Origin of the sequence: Micromonospora craterilacus (assembly GCF_003236315.1) — a bacterium.
In the GTDB taxonomy this organism is placed as follows: domain Bacteria; phylum Actinomycetota; class Actinomycetes; order Mycobacteriales; family Micromonosporaceae; genus Micromonospora; species Micromonospora craterilacus.
This window is the reverse complement of record NZ_POTY01000155.1, coordinates 1-17321: the sequence shown is the minus strand read 5'-3', so window position 1 is coordinate 17321 and position 17321 is coordinate 1. Positions and strand designations below refer to the sequence as shown.

The following is a 17321-nucleotide window of genomic DNA, read 5'->3' as shown; positions in this document are numbered from 1 at the left end:
CCCGGACCCGGGGTGGGCCCAGCGGGGCGACCCGCGGCCGGGGAACCCGCACGGGGCGGCATGTTGCCGGGGCCGGGTCGGGGACCCGGACCCGGACGGGCACCGCCGTCGGCCGGGGGCTCCCGGCGGACGTTCTCGCGCTGCTGCTGGCGGGCGGCCTGCGCGGCCTTGACCGCGGCCTCCTGCTCAGCCTTCAGCGCGGCGGCACGCGCCTCGGCGGCGGCCACCTCGATGTCATGGGCACTCGCCGGCTTGGCGACCGGGGCCGCCGGCGGCGGCGGACCGGGCACCGGGGCCTTCGGCTTCGGCCCGGGCATCGCCGGACGCCGGGGCGGCGTCGGCTTGGCGGTGATCCGGGGCTCGCCGGGGGTCGGCGGCGGGGTCGGTGCCGCCGGCGCCGGCGCGGCCGACGGCGGAGCCGACGGGGCACCAGCCCCGCCGGAGGCGACGAACGCGCCACGCAGCCGTCGGGCGACGGGCGCCTCGACGGTGCTCGACGCGGACTTGACGAACTCGCCCATTTCCTTCAGCTTGGCGAGAACGGTCTTGCTTTCGACCCCGAGCTCCTTTGCAAGCTCGTGTACGCGGGCCTTGCCTGCCACTGCACTCCTCACTCCGAGGTCGTGCGGGCAGCACCCGCAGCGACCTCACTCGTGCACTTGAAGCCTGGTCATTTCTGGGACTTCATCGTGTGCTCATCTTGGTCGTCCTACCTTGCTAGCGACCCTCGCCCGGTCGGGTGACCGGACGTGGTGGTTGGCGCGTCAGGTAATCCGCGAGGGCCCCATCATCCGGAACCCCGGCGACGCGCAGCGCCCGACCGAAGGCCCGACGCCGCACCGCCTGCGCGAAGCAGGCCGGATCCGGGTGCATGTTCGCTCCCCGACCCGGCAGTCTGCGGGCCGGATCGGGTCGGAGGCTGAACCCAGCCTCGTCGCCGACCGCGACGATCCGCAGCAGTTCCCTGGCCGGCGCACGCCGTCGGCAACCCACACAGGTGCGCTCCGGCCGCGCGCGTCGTACCACTGCTGGAAGTCTACCCCTAGCTGCCCGAGACCGCTCCGCCCGGCTCCCGGACGTGATCAGCACCGGACCTACCGCCCGGACCAGCCTGTTCGGCGTCGGACCGGATGTCGATCCGCCAACCGGTCAGTCGGGCAGCAAGCCGGGCATTCTGCCCCTCCCGCCCGATCGCGAGCGAAAGCTGGAAGTCCGGGACGGTCACCCGGGCCGCACGGTTGGCCAGGTCGACCACCTCGACCCGGAGCGCCTTGGCCGGCGAGAGCGCGTTGCCGACGAAGTTGGCGGGATCGTCCGACCAGTCAATGATGTCGATCTTCTCACCGTGCAGCTCGCTCATCACCGCCCGCACCCGCTGCCCCATCGGGCCGATACAGGCACCCTTGGCGTTGACGCCGGGAGCGGTGGAACGTACCGCGATCTTCGTGCGGTGACCGGCTTCACGCGCGATCGCGCTGATCTCGACCGTGCCGTCGGCGATCTCCGGCACCTCCAGGGCGAAGAGCTTCTTCACCAGGTTGGGGTGCGTCCGGGACAACGTGATCTGGGGACCGCGCATTCCCTTCGCCACGTGCACCACCACGCAGCGGATCCGCTCGCCGTGGGTGTACCGCTCGCCGGGCACCTGCTCGGACTGCGGCAGCACCCCCTCCAGCTTGCCCAGGTCGACGGTGACGATGCCCTTCTCGGCCCGCGCCTCGTGCGCCTGCACCACCCCGGTCACCAGGTCGCCGTCACGACCCACGTACTCACCGAAGTGCACCTCGTCGGTGGCCTCCCGCAGCCGCTGGAGGATCACCTGCTTGGCGGTCATGGCGGCGATCCGGCCGAAGTCGTGCGGGGTGTCGTCCCACTCCCGCACCACAGCGCCCTCGTCGCTCACCTCCTGGGCGTAGACCAGGGCCACGCCGGTCTTGCGGTCGATCTCCACCCGGGCGTGCGGTTGGGCACCCTCGGTGTGCCGGTACGCGGTCAGCAGCGCGGTCTCGATCGCCGCGAGGATCGTGTCGAACGGGATCTCCCGCTCGCGCTCGAGTGCGCGCAGCGCCGCGAGGTCGATGTTCACCTCTCCTCGTCCTCCACATCGTCATCGTCATCGTCGTCAACGTCTTCTGAATCGGGCAGTTCGTCGAGGCGGCTGAACTCGACCTGCACCCGGCCCGGGCCGAGATCGGCGTAGGCCCACTGGGCGCGGTCGGCGTCGGTCTCCAGCAGCACGCCCTCGTCGTCGGCGGCGAGCACCCGCCCGGTGACCTGCCGATCGCCGGCCGGTCGCTCACCCGGCTGCCCGGACGGCGCCCCCGCGCCCCGGACGGTCACCCGAACCAGCCGACCGACGTTGCGCCGCCAGTGCCGGGGCAGGGTCAGCGGCCGGTCCACCCCCGGGGAGCTGACCTCCAACTGGTACTCCCCGGCGACGATGTCGCCGCCGCTCTCCTCGGCCGCGTCCAGCGCGGCGGAGACCGCCCGAGAGACCTCGGCCACCGCGTCCAGGTTGATCCCGCCGTCGGCGTCGACGATCACCCGTACCACGTGCCGGCGGCCGGCCCGGGAAACGGACAGGTCCTCCAGGTCGTAGCCGGCGCCGTCGACCACCGGTGCGATCACCGCGCGCAGCCGCTCCCGGCGGGCGGCGAGATCACCACGGGGAGCCTGGCCGCCTCGCGGAGCCGGACCCCCGCGCGGAGCCGGGCCGCCGCGGGGTCGCCCCGTCGTTCTGGTGGCACGGCCACGCTGCGTCATCTCCGGACCCTTCCGCTGCTCGCCGACACGCCATGCCGGCACGCCACCGGTGCGGACGCGCCGGTGGCTGCGCAGAGCGTAACGCGCCGGCCGAAGGACGGCCCGGGCGGCGCACCGACGCCACCGCCGTACAAGGGCCCCCGGGATGGTGTTGACTTGTCCGGTGGTGATGGGCAGAACGACTCGGCCGGACGGATCGTCCCAGCTTTCCCGACGCGCGGTGCTGCGGGCCGGCACGCTGCTGGCGCTCGGCGGGGCGGCCGCGCCGCTGACCGGTTGTGGTCTTTTCGACCGCGACGACGAGCCGCCGGAGCCGGATCCGCACGCCCCGCTGGTCGACGAGTCGCTACGACTCGCGGCCGGACTGCGGGCCGCCGCCACAGCCGATCCCGACCTGGCCGGCCGGCTCGTCCCGCTCGCCGAGGCGCACGAGGCGCACGCCACGGAACTCGCCCGAGTGATCGGCACCGCGACTCCGTCCGGTACCGCCGCCCCGTCCGCGTCCCCGTCCGAGGCCCCGCCCGCGGACCGGGCCGCCACGCTGACCGCGCTACGGCAGGCCGAACGCGCCGGCCGGGACACGGCGACCCAGGCGTGTGCCGCGGCGTCCGCCGAACGGGCCGCGCTGCTCGGCTCGATCGCCGCCGCGCGGGCCACCCACCTGGAGGCACTCCGATGAGCCGGCAGATCATGAACGCGCCGACCAGCCCGGAGGACGCCCTCGCCGGGGCGCTGACCGCCGAGTACGCCGCCATCTGGGCCTACGGCCCGATCGGGGTACGCCTCACCGGTGCCGAACGCAAGGCCGCCGTCGAGGCGGAAGCCGCGCACCGGAGCCGACGGGACGGCCTGGTGGTCCAGCTGAGCACCGGCGGCGGCACCGTCCCGCCGGACCGGGCCGGTTACGCCCTGCCGTTCCCGGTGACCGACCGGGCCAGCGCGCTGCGGCTGGCCGTGGAGGTGGAGGAGCGGACGGCGGCGTTCTGGCGGGCGGTGCTGCCGGCCAGCACCGGCGCCGAACGGGATCGCGCCCTGGCCGCCCTGGTCGAGTACGCGGTGCGGGCGACGCGCTGGCGGCGCAGTGCCGGGATCACCCCGCTGACCGTGCCGTTCCCGGGTCGCCCCGGCTGAACCCCGCCCGGGGTAGCGGGGGTCACGCCCGCACCGGTTGCGGAAGGCATACCAGGTATGCATACTCCGGTCCATGTCCATCCGCCACGGCCTGCTCGCCCTGCTCGAACGCGGCCAGATGTACGGCTACCAGTTGCGGGCCGCGTTCGAGGAGTCGACCGGCTCGACCTGGCCGCTGAACATCGGGCAGGTCTACACCACGCTGTCCCGGCTGGAGCGGGACGGGCTGGTGCGGCCGTTGCCGGAGAGCGAGGCCGGCCAGCGGCCGTACGAGATCACCGACGCCGGGCGGGCGGACCTGGCCCTGTGGTTCGCCACCCCGATCAGCCGGACCGACCGCCCCCGCGACGAGCTGGCGATCAAGCTGGCACTGGCGTTGACCACCCCCGGGGTGGACGTCCGCGCGGTGGTGCAGACCCAACGCACCGCCACCATGCGCGCGTTGCAGGAGTTGACCCGGTTGAAGTACGCCAGCGACCGGCCCGAGGATCTGCCGTGGCGGCTGGTGCTGGACGCGATGGTGTTCCAGGCCGAGGCGGAAGTGCGCTGGCTGGACCACTGCGAGACAAGTCTGGTGCGGCACCGCCCCCCGGTCTCCGGCCCGTCGCCCATTTCTGAGGCGGTGGGCCGCAGCGGTGAGGAGGCACGACGGTGAGCACGGTCAGCGGGCCGGTGCCGGCCACTCCGGACCACGGCGCCCCGCCCCCCGCGGACGTCGACGCCTCCGGGCTGCCCGGCTCCCCCGCCGACGCCGTACTCGACCTGCGTGACGTGCACCGCACCCACGGCACCGGCCCGGCCGCGGTGCACGCCCTGCGCGGAGTGAGCCTGGTCGTCCGCCCCGGCGAGCTGGTCGCCGTGATGGGCCCCTCCGGCTCCGGCAAGTCCACCCTGCTCACCCTCGCCGGTGGGCTGGACAGCCCGACCGCCGGCGAGGTGCGCGTCGAGGGGCAGCCGCTGCACGCACTCGATCGCCGCGGCCTGGCCCGGCTGCGCCGCCGACGGATCGGCTACATCTTCCAGAACCTCAACCTGATCGGCGGGCTGACCGCCGTGGAGAACGTCGCACTCCCCCTCGAACTCGACGGGACGGGCGTCCGCCGGGCCCGCCGGTTGGCGCTGGCGGCGCTGACCGAGGTGGGCCTGTCGGAACTCGGCGACCGGTTCCCGGACCAGCTCTCCGGCGGCCAGCAGCAGCGCGTCGCGATCGCCCGGGCCCTGGTCGGCGAGCGTCGCCTCGTGCTGGCCGACGAGCCGACCGGAGCGCTGGACTCGCAGACCGGCGAGGCCGTGCTGCGCCTGCTGCGCCGCCGGATCGACGCGGGGGCGGCCGGAGTGCTGGTCACCCACGAGGCGCGACACGCCGCCTGGGCGGACCGGGTGGTGTTCCTGCGCGACGGTGTGACGGTCGACTCGACCGCCCCGCTGGTGGGCGTCGAGACGCTGCTCGCCGGCAGCGGCCGGTGACCGGCACGCCGCACCAGCCACTCCGGAGGGCACGACTGGCCGAGGCGGTCGGGTCGTGGCGGGCCGCGCTCCGGATCGCCCGCCGGGAGGCGCGGCGGGCCCGCGCGCGTACCGCCCTGGTGCTGGCGATGATCATCCTGCCGGTGCTGGCCCTCACCTTCATCGCGGCCAGCATCGACATGTCCCAGCTGACCACGGCGGAGCAGATGGACCGCCGGCTCGGGAGCGCCGACGCGGAACTACGGCTGGTGGCCCGCGGCCCGGTGGTGCAGAGCCCCGCCGGGGACAGTTGGGGAACCGGGGTCGAGAGCGAGTCGGTGCCGGGCCCGGTCAGCACGGACGAGGTCGCCGCGCTCCTCCCGGCCGGCAGCCGGGTCCTTCCGGTACGCCGCTGGGTGCCGTTCACCGCCCGGGACGCGGACCGGGTCCGGGACGACCTGGGTGCCACCGTTGTCGACCTCACCGACCCGCTCGGGCGCGGGCTCGTCCGGATCCACGCCGGCCGGGTACCGGCTACCGCCGACGAGATCGCGGTGAACCGGGCCGCCCGGCGCGCCCTCCGGGTCGACGTCGGCGATTCGATCACCGCCGGGGACGGCGCGCGGATCTGGACGGTCGTCGGGGTGGTCGAACTGCCTGAGCAGCTGACCCCGATGGTCGTCCTGCATCCGGCCGGGGCACCGCCGCCGGAGCCGTACGCCGAGGCAGTGTTCCTGGCCGACCTGCCCGGGCCGGTCACCGACGAGGTCTTCCGTCAGCTCAACCGGAACGGTGTGGTGGTCGGCGCCCGGGTGCCCGCGCCACCGACCTGGGTCGGCACCACCTACGGTCCGCCGCCCTCCCGGCTGGAGGTGGAGGAGATCGGCACCGGGGTGCTGGTCGGTGGGCTCGGCCTGCTGGAAGTGGTGCTGCTGGTCGGCCCGGCCTTCGCCGTCGGCGTACGGCGTCGGCGGCGGGACCTGGCGCTGGTCGCGGTGGCCGGTGGCGACGCCACCCAGCTGCGCCGGGTCGTGCTCGCCGACGGCGTGGTGCTGGGCTGCCTCGGTGCCGCGACGGGCGTCGCACTCGGCGTGGTCGCGGCGTTCGCCGGGCGGCCGCTGGTCGAGGAGTTCGTCTTCGGGCACCGCTTTGGCGGGTACCGGGTATGGCCGACGGCGCTCTGCGTGATCGCGCTGGTCGCGGTGCTGGCCGGGGTGCTGGCCGCCCTGGCGCCGGCCTGGACGGCCGCCCGGCAGGACGTGGTGGCCGGGCTCGCCGGCCGGCGGACGCCGCCGGCGCACAGCCGCCGCTGGCTGACCATCGGCGTGCTGCTGGCCGCCGGTGGGGGCGGCGTGGCCGCGCTCGGCGCGGCGGTGACCTCGCAGTCGGTCATCCTCGCCGGGCTGATCCTGGGCGAACTCGGGCTGGTCTTCGCCACCCCGACGCTGGTCGGACTGCTGGCCCGGCTCGGCCGGTTCCTCCCGCTGGCACCGCGGGTCGCGGTACGCGACGCCAGCCGCAACCGCTCCTCCGCCGCCCCGGCCATCTCCGCGGTGATGGCCGCCGTTGCCGGCAGCGTCGCCTTGGGCGTCTTCCTGGCCGGCGAGGACGCCCGCAACGACCAGCGGTATCAGCCGTCGATTCCGGAGCACAGTGTGCTGATCACGGCCAGCGGCCGGCCCGGCGAGAACAGCCTGCCCACCCTCGCCGAGATCGCCGGACCGGCCCGGGAGCACCTCGGTGCCGGCACGATCGCCCCGCTGGTCACCGCCGGATGCCGGCCGAACTTCGACACCTGCGTAATCACCGCCGCGCTGCCGGCCGAGCGGGCCTGCCCATGGCGGCCGGACGCGCCGCTCAGCGCCGCCGACCAGCGCCGGGCCCGGGCCGACCACCGCTGTCAGGGCCCGGCCGAGAACCATTACGACCCGTACTTCCGGGTGATCGTGGACGACGGAACGGCGCTGCCGATCCTCACCGGGGCCGACCCGGCCGACGTCGCCGCCGCCACGGCCACCCTGCGGGCTGGTGGAGCGGTGGTGACCGACCCGCGCCTTCTGGTGGACGGCCGGCTGGAAGTCACCGTCCAGCACGACGCCGAGGAGGCGACGCGGGCCACGGACACCGCCACGGTGCCCGGTCACGTGCTGAGCACGGCGGTCGGCAGTAAATGGCTGCTGCTTTCCCCGGCCGCGGCCGATCAGCTGGATCTCGTGACCCGACAGGCCGGCTGGGCGATCGGGGCCGGCGAGTCGCCGGGTCGGGACCAGCGGAAACAGGATCGGTTCGTCACCGCGATCCGCCCGCTCGACGTGGCGGTGGAGATCGAGACCGGTCGGCGCCACGGCGACAGCCAGCCGGTGCTGCTGTTGCTTGCCGGGGTGTCCGCGGTGGTCACCGTAGGCGCCGCGGGCATCGCCACCGGTCTCGCCGCGGCCGAGGGAAGGGCCGACCTGTCCACCCTCGCCGCGGTCGGTGCCGGCCCGGGCGTACGCCGCCTGCTGTCGCTCTGCCAGGCCGGTGTGATCGCCGTGCTCGGCTCGGCGCTGGGCATCGTCGCCGGCCTCGGCTCGGCGGCGATCGTGCTCACCTTCACCAACAAGCGGTACACCGACACCTGGCCGGTCGAGCCGCCGTATCCGCTGGTGATCCCCTGGCTCGCCCTCGGCGTGCTGGTCGCGGTGCCGTTGCTGGCGATGCTCGGGGCGGCGCTGTTCACCCGCTCGCGGCTACCGGTGGAACGCCGCCTGGACTGACCGTGCCCGGCCCGAGGTCCGTCGTACCCGCGACTGATCGGCCGGTGTCACGGCGTTACCGGGGCGGGCAGACTGTCCGGATGTCCGCACTGGGAACCCTCACCCGCCGGGTCGGTCATCAGCGCTGGTTCGGCGCCGCAATGCGCCTGCTGGTCCCGGCCGACCGGGCGGTCGGGCGGCTGACCCGGGGACGGGTGGTCGCGCTCGGGCTCGTGCCGTCCCTGGTCGTCACCACCACCGGCCGGAAATCCGGCAAGCCGCGCAGCAACCCGCTGCTGTACGTGCCGGACGGCGAGGCGTACGTGGTGATCGGCTCGAATTGGGGCCAGCCCCGGCAGCCGGCCTGGGCGCTCAACCTGCTCGCCGAACCGCGCGCCGAGGTGGACGTCGCGGGACGCCGAATCCCGGTGCGCGCGCAGCTGGCCACCGGCACCGAACGCGACCGGCTGTGGCGGTTGCTGGTCGACGAGTGGCCGGCCTACCAGACGTACGTCGAGCGGGCCGGCGACCGGGACATCCGGATCTTCCGTCTGGTGCCGGACCGGCGCGGCAGGCCGGACGGGCGCGGCGGGCCGGACGGGCGCGGCGGGCCGCACTAGGGTGTGCGGTGACCGGGTCGTCGCTCCGGGCGACGGTGTGGGCGGTGGCGCGATCGCGGGGTGGTCGGCGTGGACGGTGTCGAGGAGCACCGGGACGATCCACGGTGGGCCGTGGCCGAACGGGTCGCCGAGGCCGTCCGGCGGCGTTTCCCGGCCGACGTGCTCGCCGTGGCCGTACACGGCCCGCTGGCCCACGGCGACGACGACGGCGGCGGGGACGGCGAGGTCGGGCTGCTGGTGGTCACCTACCGGCCCGGCACCGGACCGCCCTCGGCGACCCGCCGGGTGGACGGCGTGCTGGTCGACCTGACCGTGGTCGCCGCCGAGGAACGCCTGCACCAGGCCCGGCAGCTGACCTCGCGGTGGCCGCTGACCGCCGACCGCTACGTGACGACCCGGGCGCTGCACGACCCGACCGGATGGCTGCCCACCATGCGCGACGCACACCTCGGCCGGCTGGCCCGGGCCCGCCCGGCCGAGTTCAGCACGGCCGCCCGGACGGCGTGGTATCGGGGCAGCGCCGCACACGCCCGGGCGGCCCGGCTCGCCGAGTGGTACGAGACGGACCAGGCCCTGCTGATGCTCGGCGAGGCCCGGTTGGCCGCGGCGACGGTGCACGGCCTGCTCAGCCGCACCTACTACCGCGACCGTGGCGACGCGGTGCGGCGCACCGGCCTGGCCGGAGCCGACATGACCGAGGTCGCCGCCGTCCTGGCCCGCCAATCCGCGGAACTCACCGCCCGGGGCCGCCCCGTGGACGGCACCATCGACGACCTCCTCAACAACTGACCCCAGGTCAGCCGAGACCGCCCTGGACGCCGATCAGGGTTCCGATCAGGTAGGTCGCCGCCGCGGCGGCGGCACCCAGCAGCAGCTGACGCAGCCCGCCGGACCACCACCGGCGGTTGGTGAACCGGGCAACGATCGCCCCGGCGACGAAGAGCCCGAGCCCGCCCACCGCCAGGGCCAGGGCCAGGCTGGTCGCACCGAGCAGGTACGGCAGCAGCGGCACCAGCGCGCCGACGGAGAAGCAGAGGAACGACGAAAACGCCGCCGTCCACGGGTCGGGTCGCTCGTCCGGGTCGACGCCCAACTCCTCCTGGATGTGCATCCGCAGGGCCTGCTCCGGGTTGTGCCGGACCGCCTCGGCCACCTGGGTGGCGAGGTCCTCCGGCAGGCCCCGGGCGACCCAGTGCTGGGCCAGTTCCCGGGCCTCGGCCTCGGGGTGCCGCTCCAGCTCGCGCCGCTCCTTGGCCACCTCGGCGGCGAGCTGCTCGTTGGCCGACCGCACGCTGGTGTACTCCCCGAGCGCCATCGAGATCGCACCGGCGACCAGGCCGGCCACGCCGGTGAGCACGATGTTGCGCGGCGAGACCCCGCCGCCGCCGACGCCCGCGATGAGGGCGATGTTGGTGACCAGGCCGTCCATCGCACCGAAGACGGCCGGGCGCAGCCAGCCGCCGGACACGTCGGCGTGGTGCGCCTCCCGCAGGGCGGCAGGGGTGTCGGTCACGGCAGCGTGAGGATCTCGTGGCCGCCCTCGGTCACCAGGACCGTGTGCTCGAACTGGGCGGTCCACTTCCGGTCCTTGGTGACCACCGTCCAGCCGTCGTCCCACAGGTCGTACTGGTAGGTGCCGAGCGTGATCATCGGCTCGATCGTGAAGGTCATGCCCGGCTCCATCACGTCGGTCGGGCGGGGGCTGTCGTAGTGCGGCACGTAGAGCCCGCTGTGGAAGGACTCGCCGATGCCGTGGCCGGTGAAGTCCCGGACCACGCCGTAGCCGAAGCGCTTCGCGTACGACTCGATGACTCGGCCGATGACGTTGATCTGCCGGCCCGGGGCGACCGCCTTGATGCCGCGCATCATCGCCTCGTGGGTCCGGTCGACCAGCAGCCGGGCCTCCTCGCTGACCTCACCGACGCAGAAGGTCGCATCCGTGTCGCCGTGCACCCCACCGATGTACGCGGTGACGTCGACGTTGATGATGTCGCCGTCGGCCAGCACGGTCGTGTCGGGGATGCCGTGGCAGATCACCTCGTTGAGGCTGGTGCAGCAGGACTTCGGGAAGCCCTTGTAGCCCAGCGTCGACGGGTAGGCACCGTTGTCGATCAGGAACTCGTGCACCACCCGGTCGATCTCGTCCGTGGTCACGCCAGGCTTGCAGTGCTCCCCCGCCAACTGCACGGCCTGGGCGGCGATCCGTCCCGCGACGCGCATCTTCTCGATGGTCTCCGCGGTCTGCACGTGTGACCCCTGCCAGGGGGTCGGTGCCTTCTTGCCGACGTACTCGGGGCGGGTGATGCCAGCGGGCACCGGCCGCCACGGAGAGAGCGTGCCTGGGGTCAGCGGCGCACGGACGGTCATGCCGCAAGCCTATCGCCGACCACTTCGTGACCCCCAACACCGCCCATGGCCGAGGGTTGTTGCCCCACCAGGACCACTGTGTCAAGGTGTCAGCGTGGATCAAGGGGGCGCACCTCCCGTCTTCTCCGCCAGCGCGGAGACCGACGGTGATCACCTCAGGGTGGTGGTCACCGGCGAGGTCGACATGTCGACCGCCGGCACCATGCTGCAGACCGCGCTGCGCGAGCCGGCCGCCCGGATGACGCTCGACCTGCGCGCGGTCACGTTCTTCGACTCGGCGGCCATCCACGCGGTGGTCCGGCTCGCCGGCCGCTATCCGGACGCGCTGACCGTGCTGCCGTCCCGGCAGGTCAGCCGGGTGCTGGAGATCGCCGGCCTGGGCGAGCAGCGCTGGTTGCACCCGGCCTGACCCGCCCGCCGGCTCAGGGTTGCAGCCGCCGGCGCAGGGTGACCGACGTGCCATCCGGGGTACGGCTGACCGACATCTCCCCGAGTGCCCGGATCAGCGACAGCCCCCGGCCCCGGAAGTCCGACCCGGTCGACTCCCGCCACCGTCCGGTGTCCCGCACGGTCGCCACCACTGCGCGGTCCTCCACGGTCACCTCGACCCCGATCGTCGGTTCCGCCGGGTCGATCGGATGCTCGATGGCGTTCGCCGCCGCCTCGGAGACCGCCACGGTGAGGTCGAACAGGTCCGTCTCGCCCACTCCGTGCGCGACGAGGAAGTCCTCCAACCGCTTGCGCAGCACGCTCAGCCGGGTGGGGTCGGCGGGCAGCCGCAGCGCGAATCGGTCGAGTTCGGCCGCCTCCAGCGCGAGCACCGCCACGTCGTCGCGCCGGGGTCGGTCCGCGACCCGCTCGACGACCGCGTCGATCAGGTCCGCCACGTGGTCGCCGGGCCGGGCGGCGTCGGCCCGCAGCTGGGCCAGGGCGACGTCGATGCCGACCTGCCGGTCCTCGATCAGGCCGTCGGTGTAGAGCAGAAGACGGTCGCCGGCCCGCAGCTCGCCGGAGGCCGTCTCGTACCCGGTGCCGGGGATGGCGCCGACCGGCGGGCCGAGCGCACCGTCGTGCAGGAACGCCACGTCCGGTCCGCGGATGAGCAGCGGCGACGGATGCCCGGCGCTGGCGTACCGCAGCCGGCCCGTGCGGGGGCTGAACCACAGGCAGAAGACCGTGGCGAACGAACGCGACTCGGTCGAGCCCACCAGCCGGTTGAGTCGGGTCAGCGACTCGCCCGGGTCGAAGCCCTCCAGCACGTACGCACGCAACGCGTTGCGGAGCTGGCCCATGGCCGCCGCCGCCGGCACGCCCTTGCCGACCACGTCGCCGATGACCAGCACCAGTTCGTCGTCGTCCCGGGCGATCACGTCGTACCAGTCGCCGCCGACCTCGACATCGGCGGTGCCGGGCAGGTAGCGGCTGGCCACCACGGCACCGGGCAGCTGGGGCAGCGTACGCGGCAGCAGGCTGTGTTGCAGGGTGGTGGCGATGCGGTGTTCGGCCTCGTAGAGCTGGGCGTTCTCCAGGCGTACGCCGACCAGCCGGGCGAGCTGGGTCAGCGCGGCCTCGTGCGTGCCGGCGTCCTCGGCGGCCGGCCGCCACACCCGCAGCTCGCCGAGTTGCTTGCCGGCGACGCCGGTCAACGGCAGGACGAAGGACGGCTCGACCGAGGTGACCCCGCCGGCATCCGCCTCGTAACGCGCCCCGCCAGCGGAGAGCACCACCCGGCCGGCCTCGGCGAGGCTCAGCGCGTGCTGGGCCGCGACCTGGAGCACGTCGGCCGTGGAACGGGCGGTGTTCACCGCGACCGCCGCGTCGGCGAGGGCCTCCAGCCGACGGACGACCTGACCGCGCAGCTGGCCGAGTTCCACGTTGGCCCGGACCCGGGCGATCAACTCCTGGCCGGAGAAGGGCTTGGTCAGGTAGTCGTCCGCGCCGACCGACAGCCCGGCCACCTCGGCCGCCGAGCCGGCGCGAGCCGACAGCAGCACGATCGGCACGGACCGGGTGCGCGGGTCCGCGCGCAACGCGGCGACCAGGCCGATCCCGTCCAACCGGGGCATCATCACGTCGGTCAGCACCAGGTCGAAGGCGGTGTCGATGGCCAGCCGCAGGGCGTCGACACCGTCCGCGGCGGTCACCACCTCCCAGGTCGGCACGAGCAGCCGGGTGACGTGCTCCCGCAGGTCGGGGTTGTCGTCGACGACCAGGATGCGGCCCGCCGGGGCGGACCCGGCCGAAGTCGACGCGGGAGTGGCGAGCGCCGGCGAGTCCGGGGTGGTCGGGACGGTGGCGCCGCCCCAGTGCGCGGTCTCGGCGACGAAGAGCGGGGCCTGCCGCGGCTCGGGCGCGATGCCGTCGGCATCGGCCACCCGCTCGGCCAGCAGATGCCCGGAACCGAACGGCACGGTGACCACGAAGGTGCTGCCCAGGTCGACCTGGCTGGTCACGGTGACCCGTCCACCGTGCATCTCGACCAGCTCCCGGACCAGCGCCAGGCCGATCCCGGTGCCCTCGTGGCTGCGCGAGCGCACCCCGGGCACCCGGTGGAACCGCTCGAAGACGTGGGGCAGTTCCTCCGGGACGATGCCCACGCCGGTGTCGCTGACCTCCAGGCGGGCGCTCCCGTCGGCCTCCCGGACCCGGACCCGGACCTCACCGTCGAAGGTGAACTTCACGGCGTTGGAGACCAGATTGAGGACGATCTTCTCCCACATGTCCTGGTCGACGTGGACCGGCTCCGCCAGCGGCGGGCAGTCCACCACCAGCCGTAGGCCGGTGCGCTCGGTGGCCGAGCGGAACGTGCTGGCCAGCCGGGCCGTGTAACCGGCCAGTTCGGTCGGCTGGTAGTGGGCGGCCAGCCGTCCCGACTCCAGCCGGGAGAAGTCGAGCACGGTGTTCACCAGCTTCAGCAGCCGCAACCCGTTGCGGTGCATCGTGGTCAGCCGTGGCGCGTACGTCGCCGGCAAGGCGGGGTCGGCGAGCAGGTCCTCCAGCGGGCCGAGCACCAGGGCCAGCGGGGTACGAAACTCGTGGCTCACGTTGGCGAAGAAGTTGGTCTTCGCCAGATCCAGGGCGGCCAGGTCGGCGGCCCGGGCCCGCTCCTGCTCGTACGCCCGCTGCTTGCCGGCGGCGCGGGAGATCTGCGCGGCGACCAGCTCGAAGAAGGTCCGGTAGTCGCCGGTGAACGGCAGCCGGCGGGCCGCCCCCAGCACCAGCACCCCGGCCGGCTCGTTGGTCGCGCTGATCGGCAGCACCACCGCCTCGTCGGCCGCGTCGGCCGGTACGTGTCCGAGCAGGTCGGCCGTGGCCAGCACCGCGCTGGTGCCGGTCGCGGCGACTTCGACCAGCCGGGCGGACGGGTCGACGGCGGCGATCCGGGCGCCGCTGATCCCGGCCAGCCGCAGGTGCCCGTCGGTGTCGTGCAGGTAGAGCAGCCCGAACGGCACGTCCGGCCGGTGCCGGTCGAGCACGCCCACGGCGACCCGGCCGAGTTCCGCGCTGCCGCCCGGGTCGGCCAGTTCCGAACCGAGTTCGGCCAGCGCGCGCAACCGGCGCTCGCCGAGCACCCGGCCGGTGGTCTCGTTACAGATGCAGAGCACCCCGCTGATCGAGCCGTCCGCGGCTCGGATCGGGTCGTAGGAGATGTCGAAGTAGACGTCCTCGACGAAGCCGTGCCGGTCGAGCAGGAAGTGGTGGTCCTGCCCCTGGTACGCCTCGCCGCCGCGCAGCACACCGGCGAGCAGTGGCCCGAGCACGTCCCAGGTCTCCGCCCAGTGCTCGTGGGCGGGCTGGCCGAGCACTGCCGGATGCTTGTCGCCGATGGTCGGCCGGTAGGCGTCGTTGTAGAAGGCGCGTAGCTCCTCGCCCCAGAACATGACGATCTGAGCCTTGGACGCGAGCATCGTGCTGATCGCGTTGCCCAGCGCGGCGGGCCAGTGGTCCGGGGTGCCGAGCGGGCTGACCGACCAGTCGTGGTCGCGCAGCAACGTGCCCATCTCACCACCACCGGCGAACGCCGCCGCGAGCAGCGGCGAAATCCCGCCGTCCACCGCGGACCTATGGCTCCCGTCCGCGCACCCCTGGGCCGAGCTCATGCATCCTCCCCGGCCGATTCCTGACGCGCCCTGATCATCAACGCCGTGCACCGACTTCTACCCCGACGGACCAGCAACGTAACGCGTGCGGCCCGCCCGACGCTGGTTGACTCCACGATGCCGAGCGGTCACCGACCGACACCACCCAGGCCACTCACGGCGAGTATCAACCCGGTCACAGCGGGGTGACGTACGCGCCGGTGATCCCGCCGTCGACCACGAACTGCGCGGCCGTCATGAACGAGGCGTCGTCGCTGGCCAGGAACGCCACCGCGGCGGCGATCTCGGTCGGCTCGCCGAAGCGCCCCATCGGCACGTGCACCAGCCGGCGCGCGGCCCGCTCCGGATCGGCCGCGAACAGCTCCCGCAGCAACGGCGTGGCCACCGGCCCCGGGCACAGGGCGTTCACCCGGATGCCCTCCCGGGCGAACTGCACGCCCAACTCCCGGGTCAACGCCAGCACCCCACCCTTGCTCGCGGTGTACGCGATCTGCGACGTCGCCGCGCCCATCAGCGCCACGAACGAGGCGGTGTTGATGATCGACCCCCGACCCTGCCGACGCATGTGCGGGATGACGTGCTTGCAGCAGAGGTAGACGCTGGTGGTGTTGACCCGCAGCACCCGCTCCCAGGCGTCCAGCCCGGTGTCCAGGATGGAGTCGTCGTCGGGCGGAGAGATGCCGGCGTTGTTGAACGCGACATCCACCCGCCCGTACCGCTCGACCACCCCGTCGAAGAGGTCCCGTACCGCCGTCTCGTCGGCCACGTCGGCGGCCACGAACGTGCCGCCCACCTCGTCGGCGGCCCGCTCGCCGGCCTCGGCGTCGATGTCGACGCAGACCACCCGGGCCCCCTCGGCGGCGAACCGCCGTACCGTGGCCAGCCCGATCCCGCTGGCCGCCCCGGTCACCACGGCGACCCGGTCCTGCAACCGTCCCTGCATCTCACTCCTCCGTGCTGATGAACACGTTCTTGACGTCGGTGAACGCGTGCAGGGCGTCCGGACCCAGCTCCCGACCCAGGCCGGAACGCTTCATCCCGCCGAACGGGGTCCAGTACCGCACCGAGGAGTGCGAGTTGACGCTCAGATTCCCCGCCTCCACCGCCCGGGCCACCCGCAGCGCCCGGCCCACGTCGCGAGTCCAGATCGAGCCGGACAGGCCGTACTCGGTGTCATTGGCCAGCCGGATTGCGTCGGCCTCGTCGTCGAACGGGAGCACCGAGACGACCGGGCCGAAGACCTCCTCGCGCCAGTGCCGGTCGGCCGGCGAGTCGGCGAACAGCACGGTCGGGGCGTACCAGTAGCCGGGGCCGTCGGGGCAGGAGCCGGTGAAGGCGACCCGCGCCCCGTCGACGTACCCGGCGACCCGGTCCCGGTGCCCGGCCGAGATCAACGGGCCCATCTCGGCGCTCTCGTCGGCCGGGTGGCGCACCCGGAAGGCGCGTACCGCCGGTTCGAGCAGTTCCAGGAAGCGGTCGTACACCGGGCGCTGCACCAGGATCCGGGAGCGGGCACAGCAGTCCTGGCCGGCGTTGTCGAAGACCGCGTACGGCGCGGTGGCCGCCGCCCGTTCCAGGTCGGCGTCGGCGAAGACCAGGTTCGCCGACTTGCCGCCCAGTTCCAGGGTCAGCCGCTTCACCTGGGCGGCGCAGCCGGCCATGATCCGGGTACCGACCTCGGTGGAGCCGGTGAAGCAGATCTTGCGTACCGCCGGGTGGCTGACGAACCGCTCGCCGACCACGTCACCCCGGCCGGGCAGCACGGTGAAGACATCCTCGGGCAGGCCCGCGACCAGGGCCAGCTCGGCCAGGCGCAGCGCGGTCAGCGGGGTCAGCTCGGCCGGCTTGAGCACCACCGTGTTGCCGGCGGCGAGCGCGGGGGCGAAGCCCCAGGCGGCGATCGGCATCGGGAAGTTCCACGGCACGATCACCCCGACCACGCCGAGCGGCTCGTGGACGGTGACGTCCAGCCCGCCCGGTACCGGGATCTGCCGCCCGGTGAGCCGCTCCGGCGACCCCGCGTAGTAGTCGAGCACGTCCCGCACGTTGCCCGCCTCCCACCGGGCGTTGCCGATGGTGTGCCCGGCGTTGCGTACCTCCAGCTGCGCCAGCTCCTCAAGGTGGTCATCCACCACCCCCGCGAACCGCCGCAACAACCG

Annotated in this window: 16 protein-coding genes and 1 pseudogene; 8 read left to right on the top strand and 9 right to left on the bottom strand. The window is 73.8% G+C overall.

Annotation, left to right across the window (positions count from 1 at the left end; translation table 11 throughout):
• The 4 genes and pseudogenes from C1I95_RS22330 to rimP form a co-directional block, all read right to left on the bottom strand.
• Window positions 1-602 (bottom strand): translation initiation factor IF-2 N-terminal domain-containing protein (locus C1I95_RS22330; protein WP_199523859.1); only part of this gene is annotated, 602 nt, incomplete at its 3' end.
• 93 nt (window positions 603-695) lie between these two features.
• Window positions 696-1026: pseudogene (locus C1I95_RS22325) on the bottom strand (YlxR family protein).
• Between the two features lie 16 nt (window positions 1027-1042).
• Window positions 1043-2086, bottom strand: coding sequence for a transcription termination factor NusA (nusA, locus tag C1I95_RS22320; RefSeq protein WP_111216287.1), 1044 nt, complete (start codon window positions 2084-2086; stop codon window positions 1043-1045).
• On the bottom strand, window positions 2083-2763 hold the full coding sequence (gene rimP, locus C1I95_RS22315; protein ID WP_111216295.1) for a ribosome maturation factor RimP: 681 nt from the start codon (window positions 2761-2763) through the stop codon (window positions 2083-2085). Before rimP ends, nusA begins: the two co-directional genes overlap by 4 nt.
• Before the next feature lie 220 nt (window positions 2764-2983).
• On the opposite strand from rimP, the gene C1I95_RS22310 reads away from it, so the two are divergent.
• The 7 genes from C1I95_RS22310 (at window position 2984) to C1I95_RS22280 (ending at window position 9484) form a co-directional block, all read left to right on the top strand.
• Window positions 2984-3442: a hypothetical protein gene (locus C1I95_RS22310; RefSeq protein WP_111216285.1), complete on the top strand. Its 459-nt coding sequence runs from the start codon at window positions 2984-2986 to the stop codon at window positions 3440-3442.
• Between the two features lie 11 nt (window positions 3443-3453).
• Window positions 3454-3894, top strand: a complete 441-nt coding sequence (locus C1I95_RS22305) for a ferritin-like domain-containing protein (RefSeq protein ID WP_111216293.1) — start codon at window positions 3454-3456, stop codon at window positions 3892-3894.
• Between the two features lie 73 nt (window positions 3895-3967).
• Window positions 3968-4549, top strand: a complete 582-nt coding sequence (locus tag C1I95_RS22300) for a PadR family transcriptional regulator (RefSeq protein WP_111216283.1) — start codon at window positions 3968-3970, stop codon at window positions 4547-4549.
• A gap of 74 nt (window positions 4550-4623) precedes the next feature.
• Complete coding sequence (locus C1I95_RS22295; RefSeq protein WP_111216291.1) at window positions 4624-5361, top strand: ABC transporter ATP-binding protein; 738 nt, start codon at window positions 4624-4626, stop codon at window positions 5359-5361.
• Window positions 5358-8096, top strand: coding sequence for an FtsX-like permease family protein (locus C1I95_RS22290; protein ID WP_111216281.1), 2739 nt, complete (start codon window positions 5358-5360; stop codon window positions 8094-8096). The genes C1I95_RS22295 and C1I95_RS22290 overlap by 4 nt, the downstream gene beginning before the upstream one ends.
• An 80-nt stretch (window positions 8097-8176) precedes the next feature.
• Window positions 8177-8695, top strand: coding sequence for a nitroreductase/quinone reductase family protein (locus C1I95_RS22285; RefSeq protein WP_111216279.1), 519 nt, complete (start codon window positions 8177-8179; stop codon window positions 8693-8695).
• Between the two features lie 69 nt (window positions 8696-8764).
• Complete coding sequence (locus C1I95_RS22280) at window positions 8765-9484, top strand: nucleotidyltransferase domain-containing protein (protein ID WP_233513806.1); 720 nt, start codon at window positions 8765-8767, stop codon at window positions 9482-9484.
• 7 nt (window positions 9485-9491) lie between these two features.
• Here the strand turns inward: C1I95_RS22280 and C1I95_RS22275 are convergent, their stop codons facing one another.
• Together C1I95_RS22275 and map are read right to left on the bottom strand one after the other, a co-directional pair.
• Entirely contained in the window at window positions 9492-10208 is a 717-nt protein-coding gene (locus tag C1I95_RS22275; RefSeq protein WP_111216276.1) for a VIT1/CCC1 transporter family protein, read from the bottom strand.
• Entirely contained in the window at window positions 10205-11062 is an 858-nt protein-coding gene (gene map / locus C1I95_RS22270; RefSeq protein ID WP_111216275.1) for a type I methionyl aminopeptidase, read from the bottom strand. Before map ends, C1I95_RS22275 begins: the two co-directional genes overlap by 4 nt.
• Window positions 11063-11156: 94 nt before the next feature.
• On the opposite strand from map, the gene C1I95_RS22265 reads away from it, so the two are divergent.
• Window positions 11157-11471, top strand: a complete 315-nt coding sequence (locus C1I95_RS22265) for an STAS domain-containing protein (protein WP_233513805.1) — start codon at window positions 11157-11159, stop codon at window positions 11469-11471.
• Between the two features lie 13 nt (window positions 11472-11484).
• Here the strand turns inward: C1I95_RS22265 and C1I95_RS22260 are convergent, their stop codons facing one another.
• The 3 genes from C1I95_RS22260 to C1I95_RS22250 all read right to left on the bottom strand — a co-directional run.
• Window positions 11485-15162 (bottom strand): SpoIIE family protein phosphatase, encoded by a 3678-nt coding sequence (locus C1I95_RS22260; protein ID WP_111216271.1) that lies wholly within the window; start codon window positions 15160-15162, stop codon window positions 11485-11487.
• A 175-nt stretch (window positions 15163-15337) separates the two neighbouring features.
• Window positions 15338-16105, bottom strand: coding sequence for a 3-oxoacyl-ACP reductase (locus tag C1I95_RS22255; protein ID WP_111216269.1), 768 nt, complete (start codon window positions 16103-16105; stop codon window positions 15338-15340).
• A gap of 1 nt (window position 16106) precedes the next feature.
• Window positions 16107-17321 (bottom strand): aldehyde dehydrogenase family protein (locus C1I95_RS22250; RefSeq protein ID WP_111216268.1); only part of this gene is annotated, 1215 nt, incomplete at its 5' end.

Bases quoted from the DNA above. Each gene is read 5' to 3' on its own strand.
- map (WP_111216275.1), bottom strand. From the start codon at position 11,062: ATGACCGTCCGTGCGCCGCTGACCCCAGGCACGCTCTCTCCGTGGCGG.
- C1I95_RS22305 (WP_111216293.1), top strand. From the start codon at position 3,454: ATGAACGCGCCGACCAGCCCGGAGGACGCCCTCGCCGGGGCGCTGACC.
- C1I95_RS22255 (WP_111216269.1), bottom strand. From the start codon at position 16,105: ATGCAGGGACGGTTGCAGGACCGGGTCGCCGTGGTGACCGGGGCGGCC.
- C1I95_RS22260 (WP_111216271.1), bottom strand. From the start codon at position 15,162: ATGAGCTCGGCCCAGGGGTGCGCGGACGGGAGCCATAGGTCCGCGGTG.
- C1I95_RS22300 (WP_111216283.1), top strand. From the start codon at position 3,968: ATGTCCATCCGCCACGGCCTGCTCGCCCTGCTCGAACGCGGCCAGATG.
- C1I95_RS22285 (WP_111216279.1), top strand. From the start codon at position 8,177: ATGTCCGCACTGGGAACCCTCACCCGCCGGGTCGGTCATCAGCGCTGG.
- rimP (WP_111216295.1), bottom strand. From the start codon at position 2,763: ATGACGCAGCGTGGCCGTGCCACCAGAACGACGGGGCGACCCCGCGGC.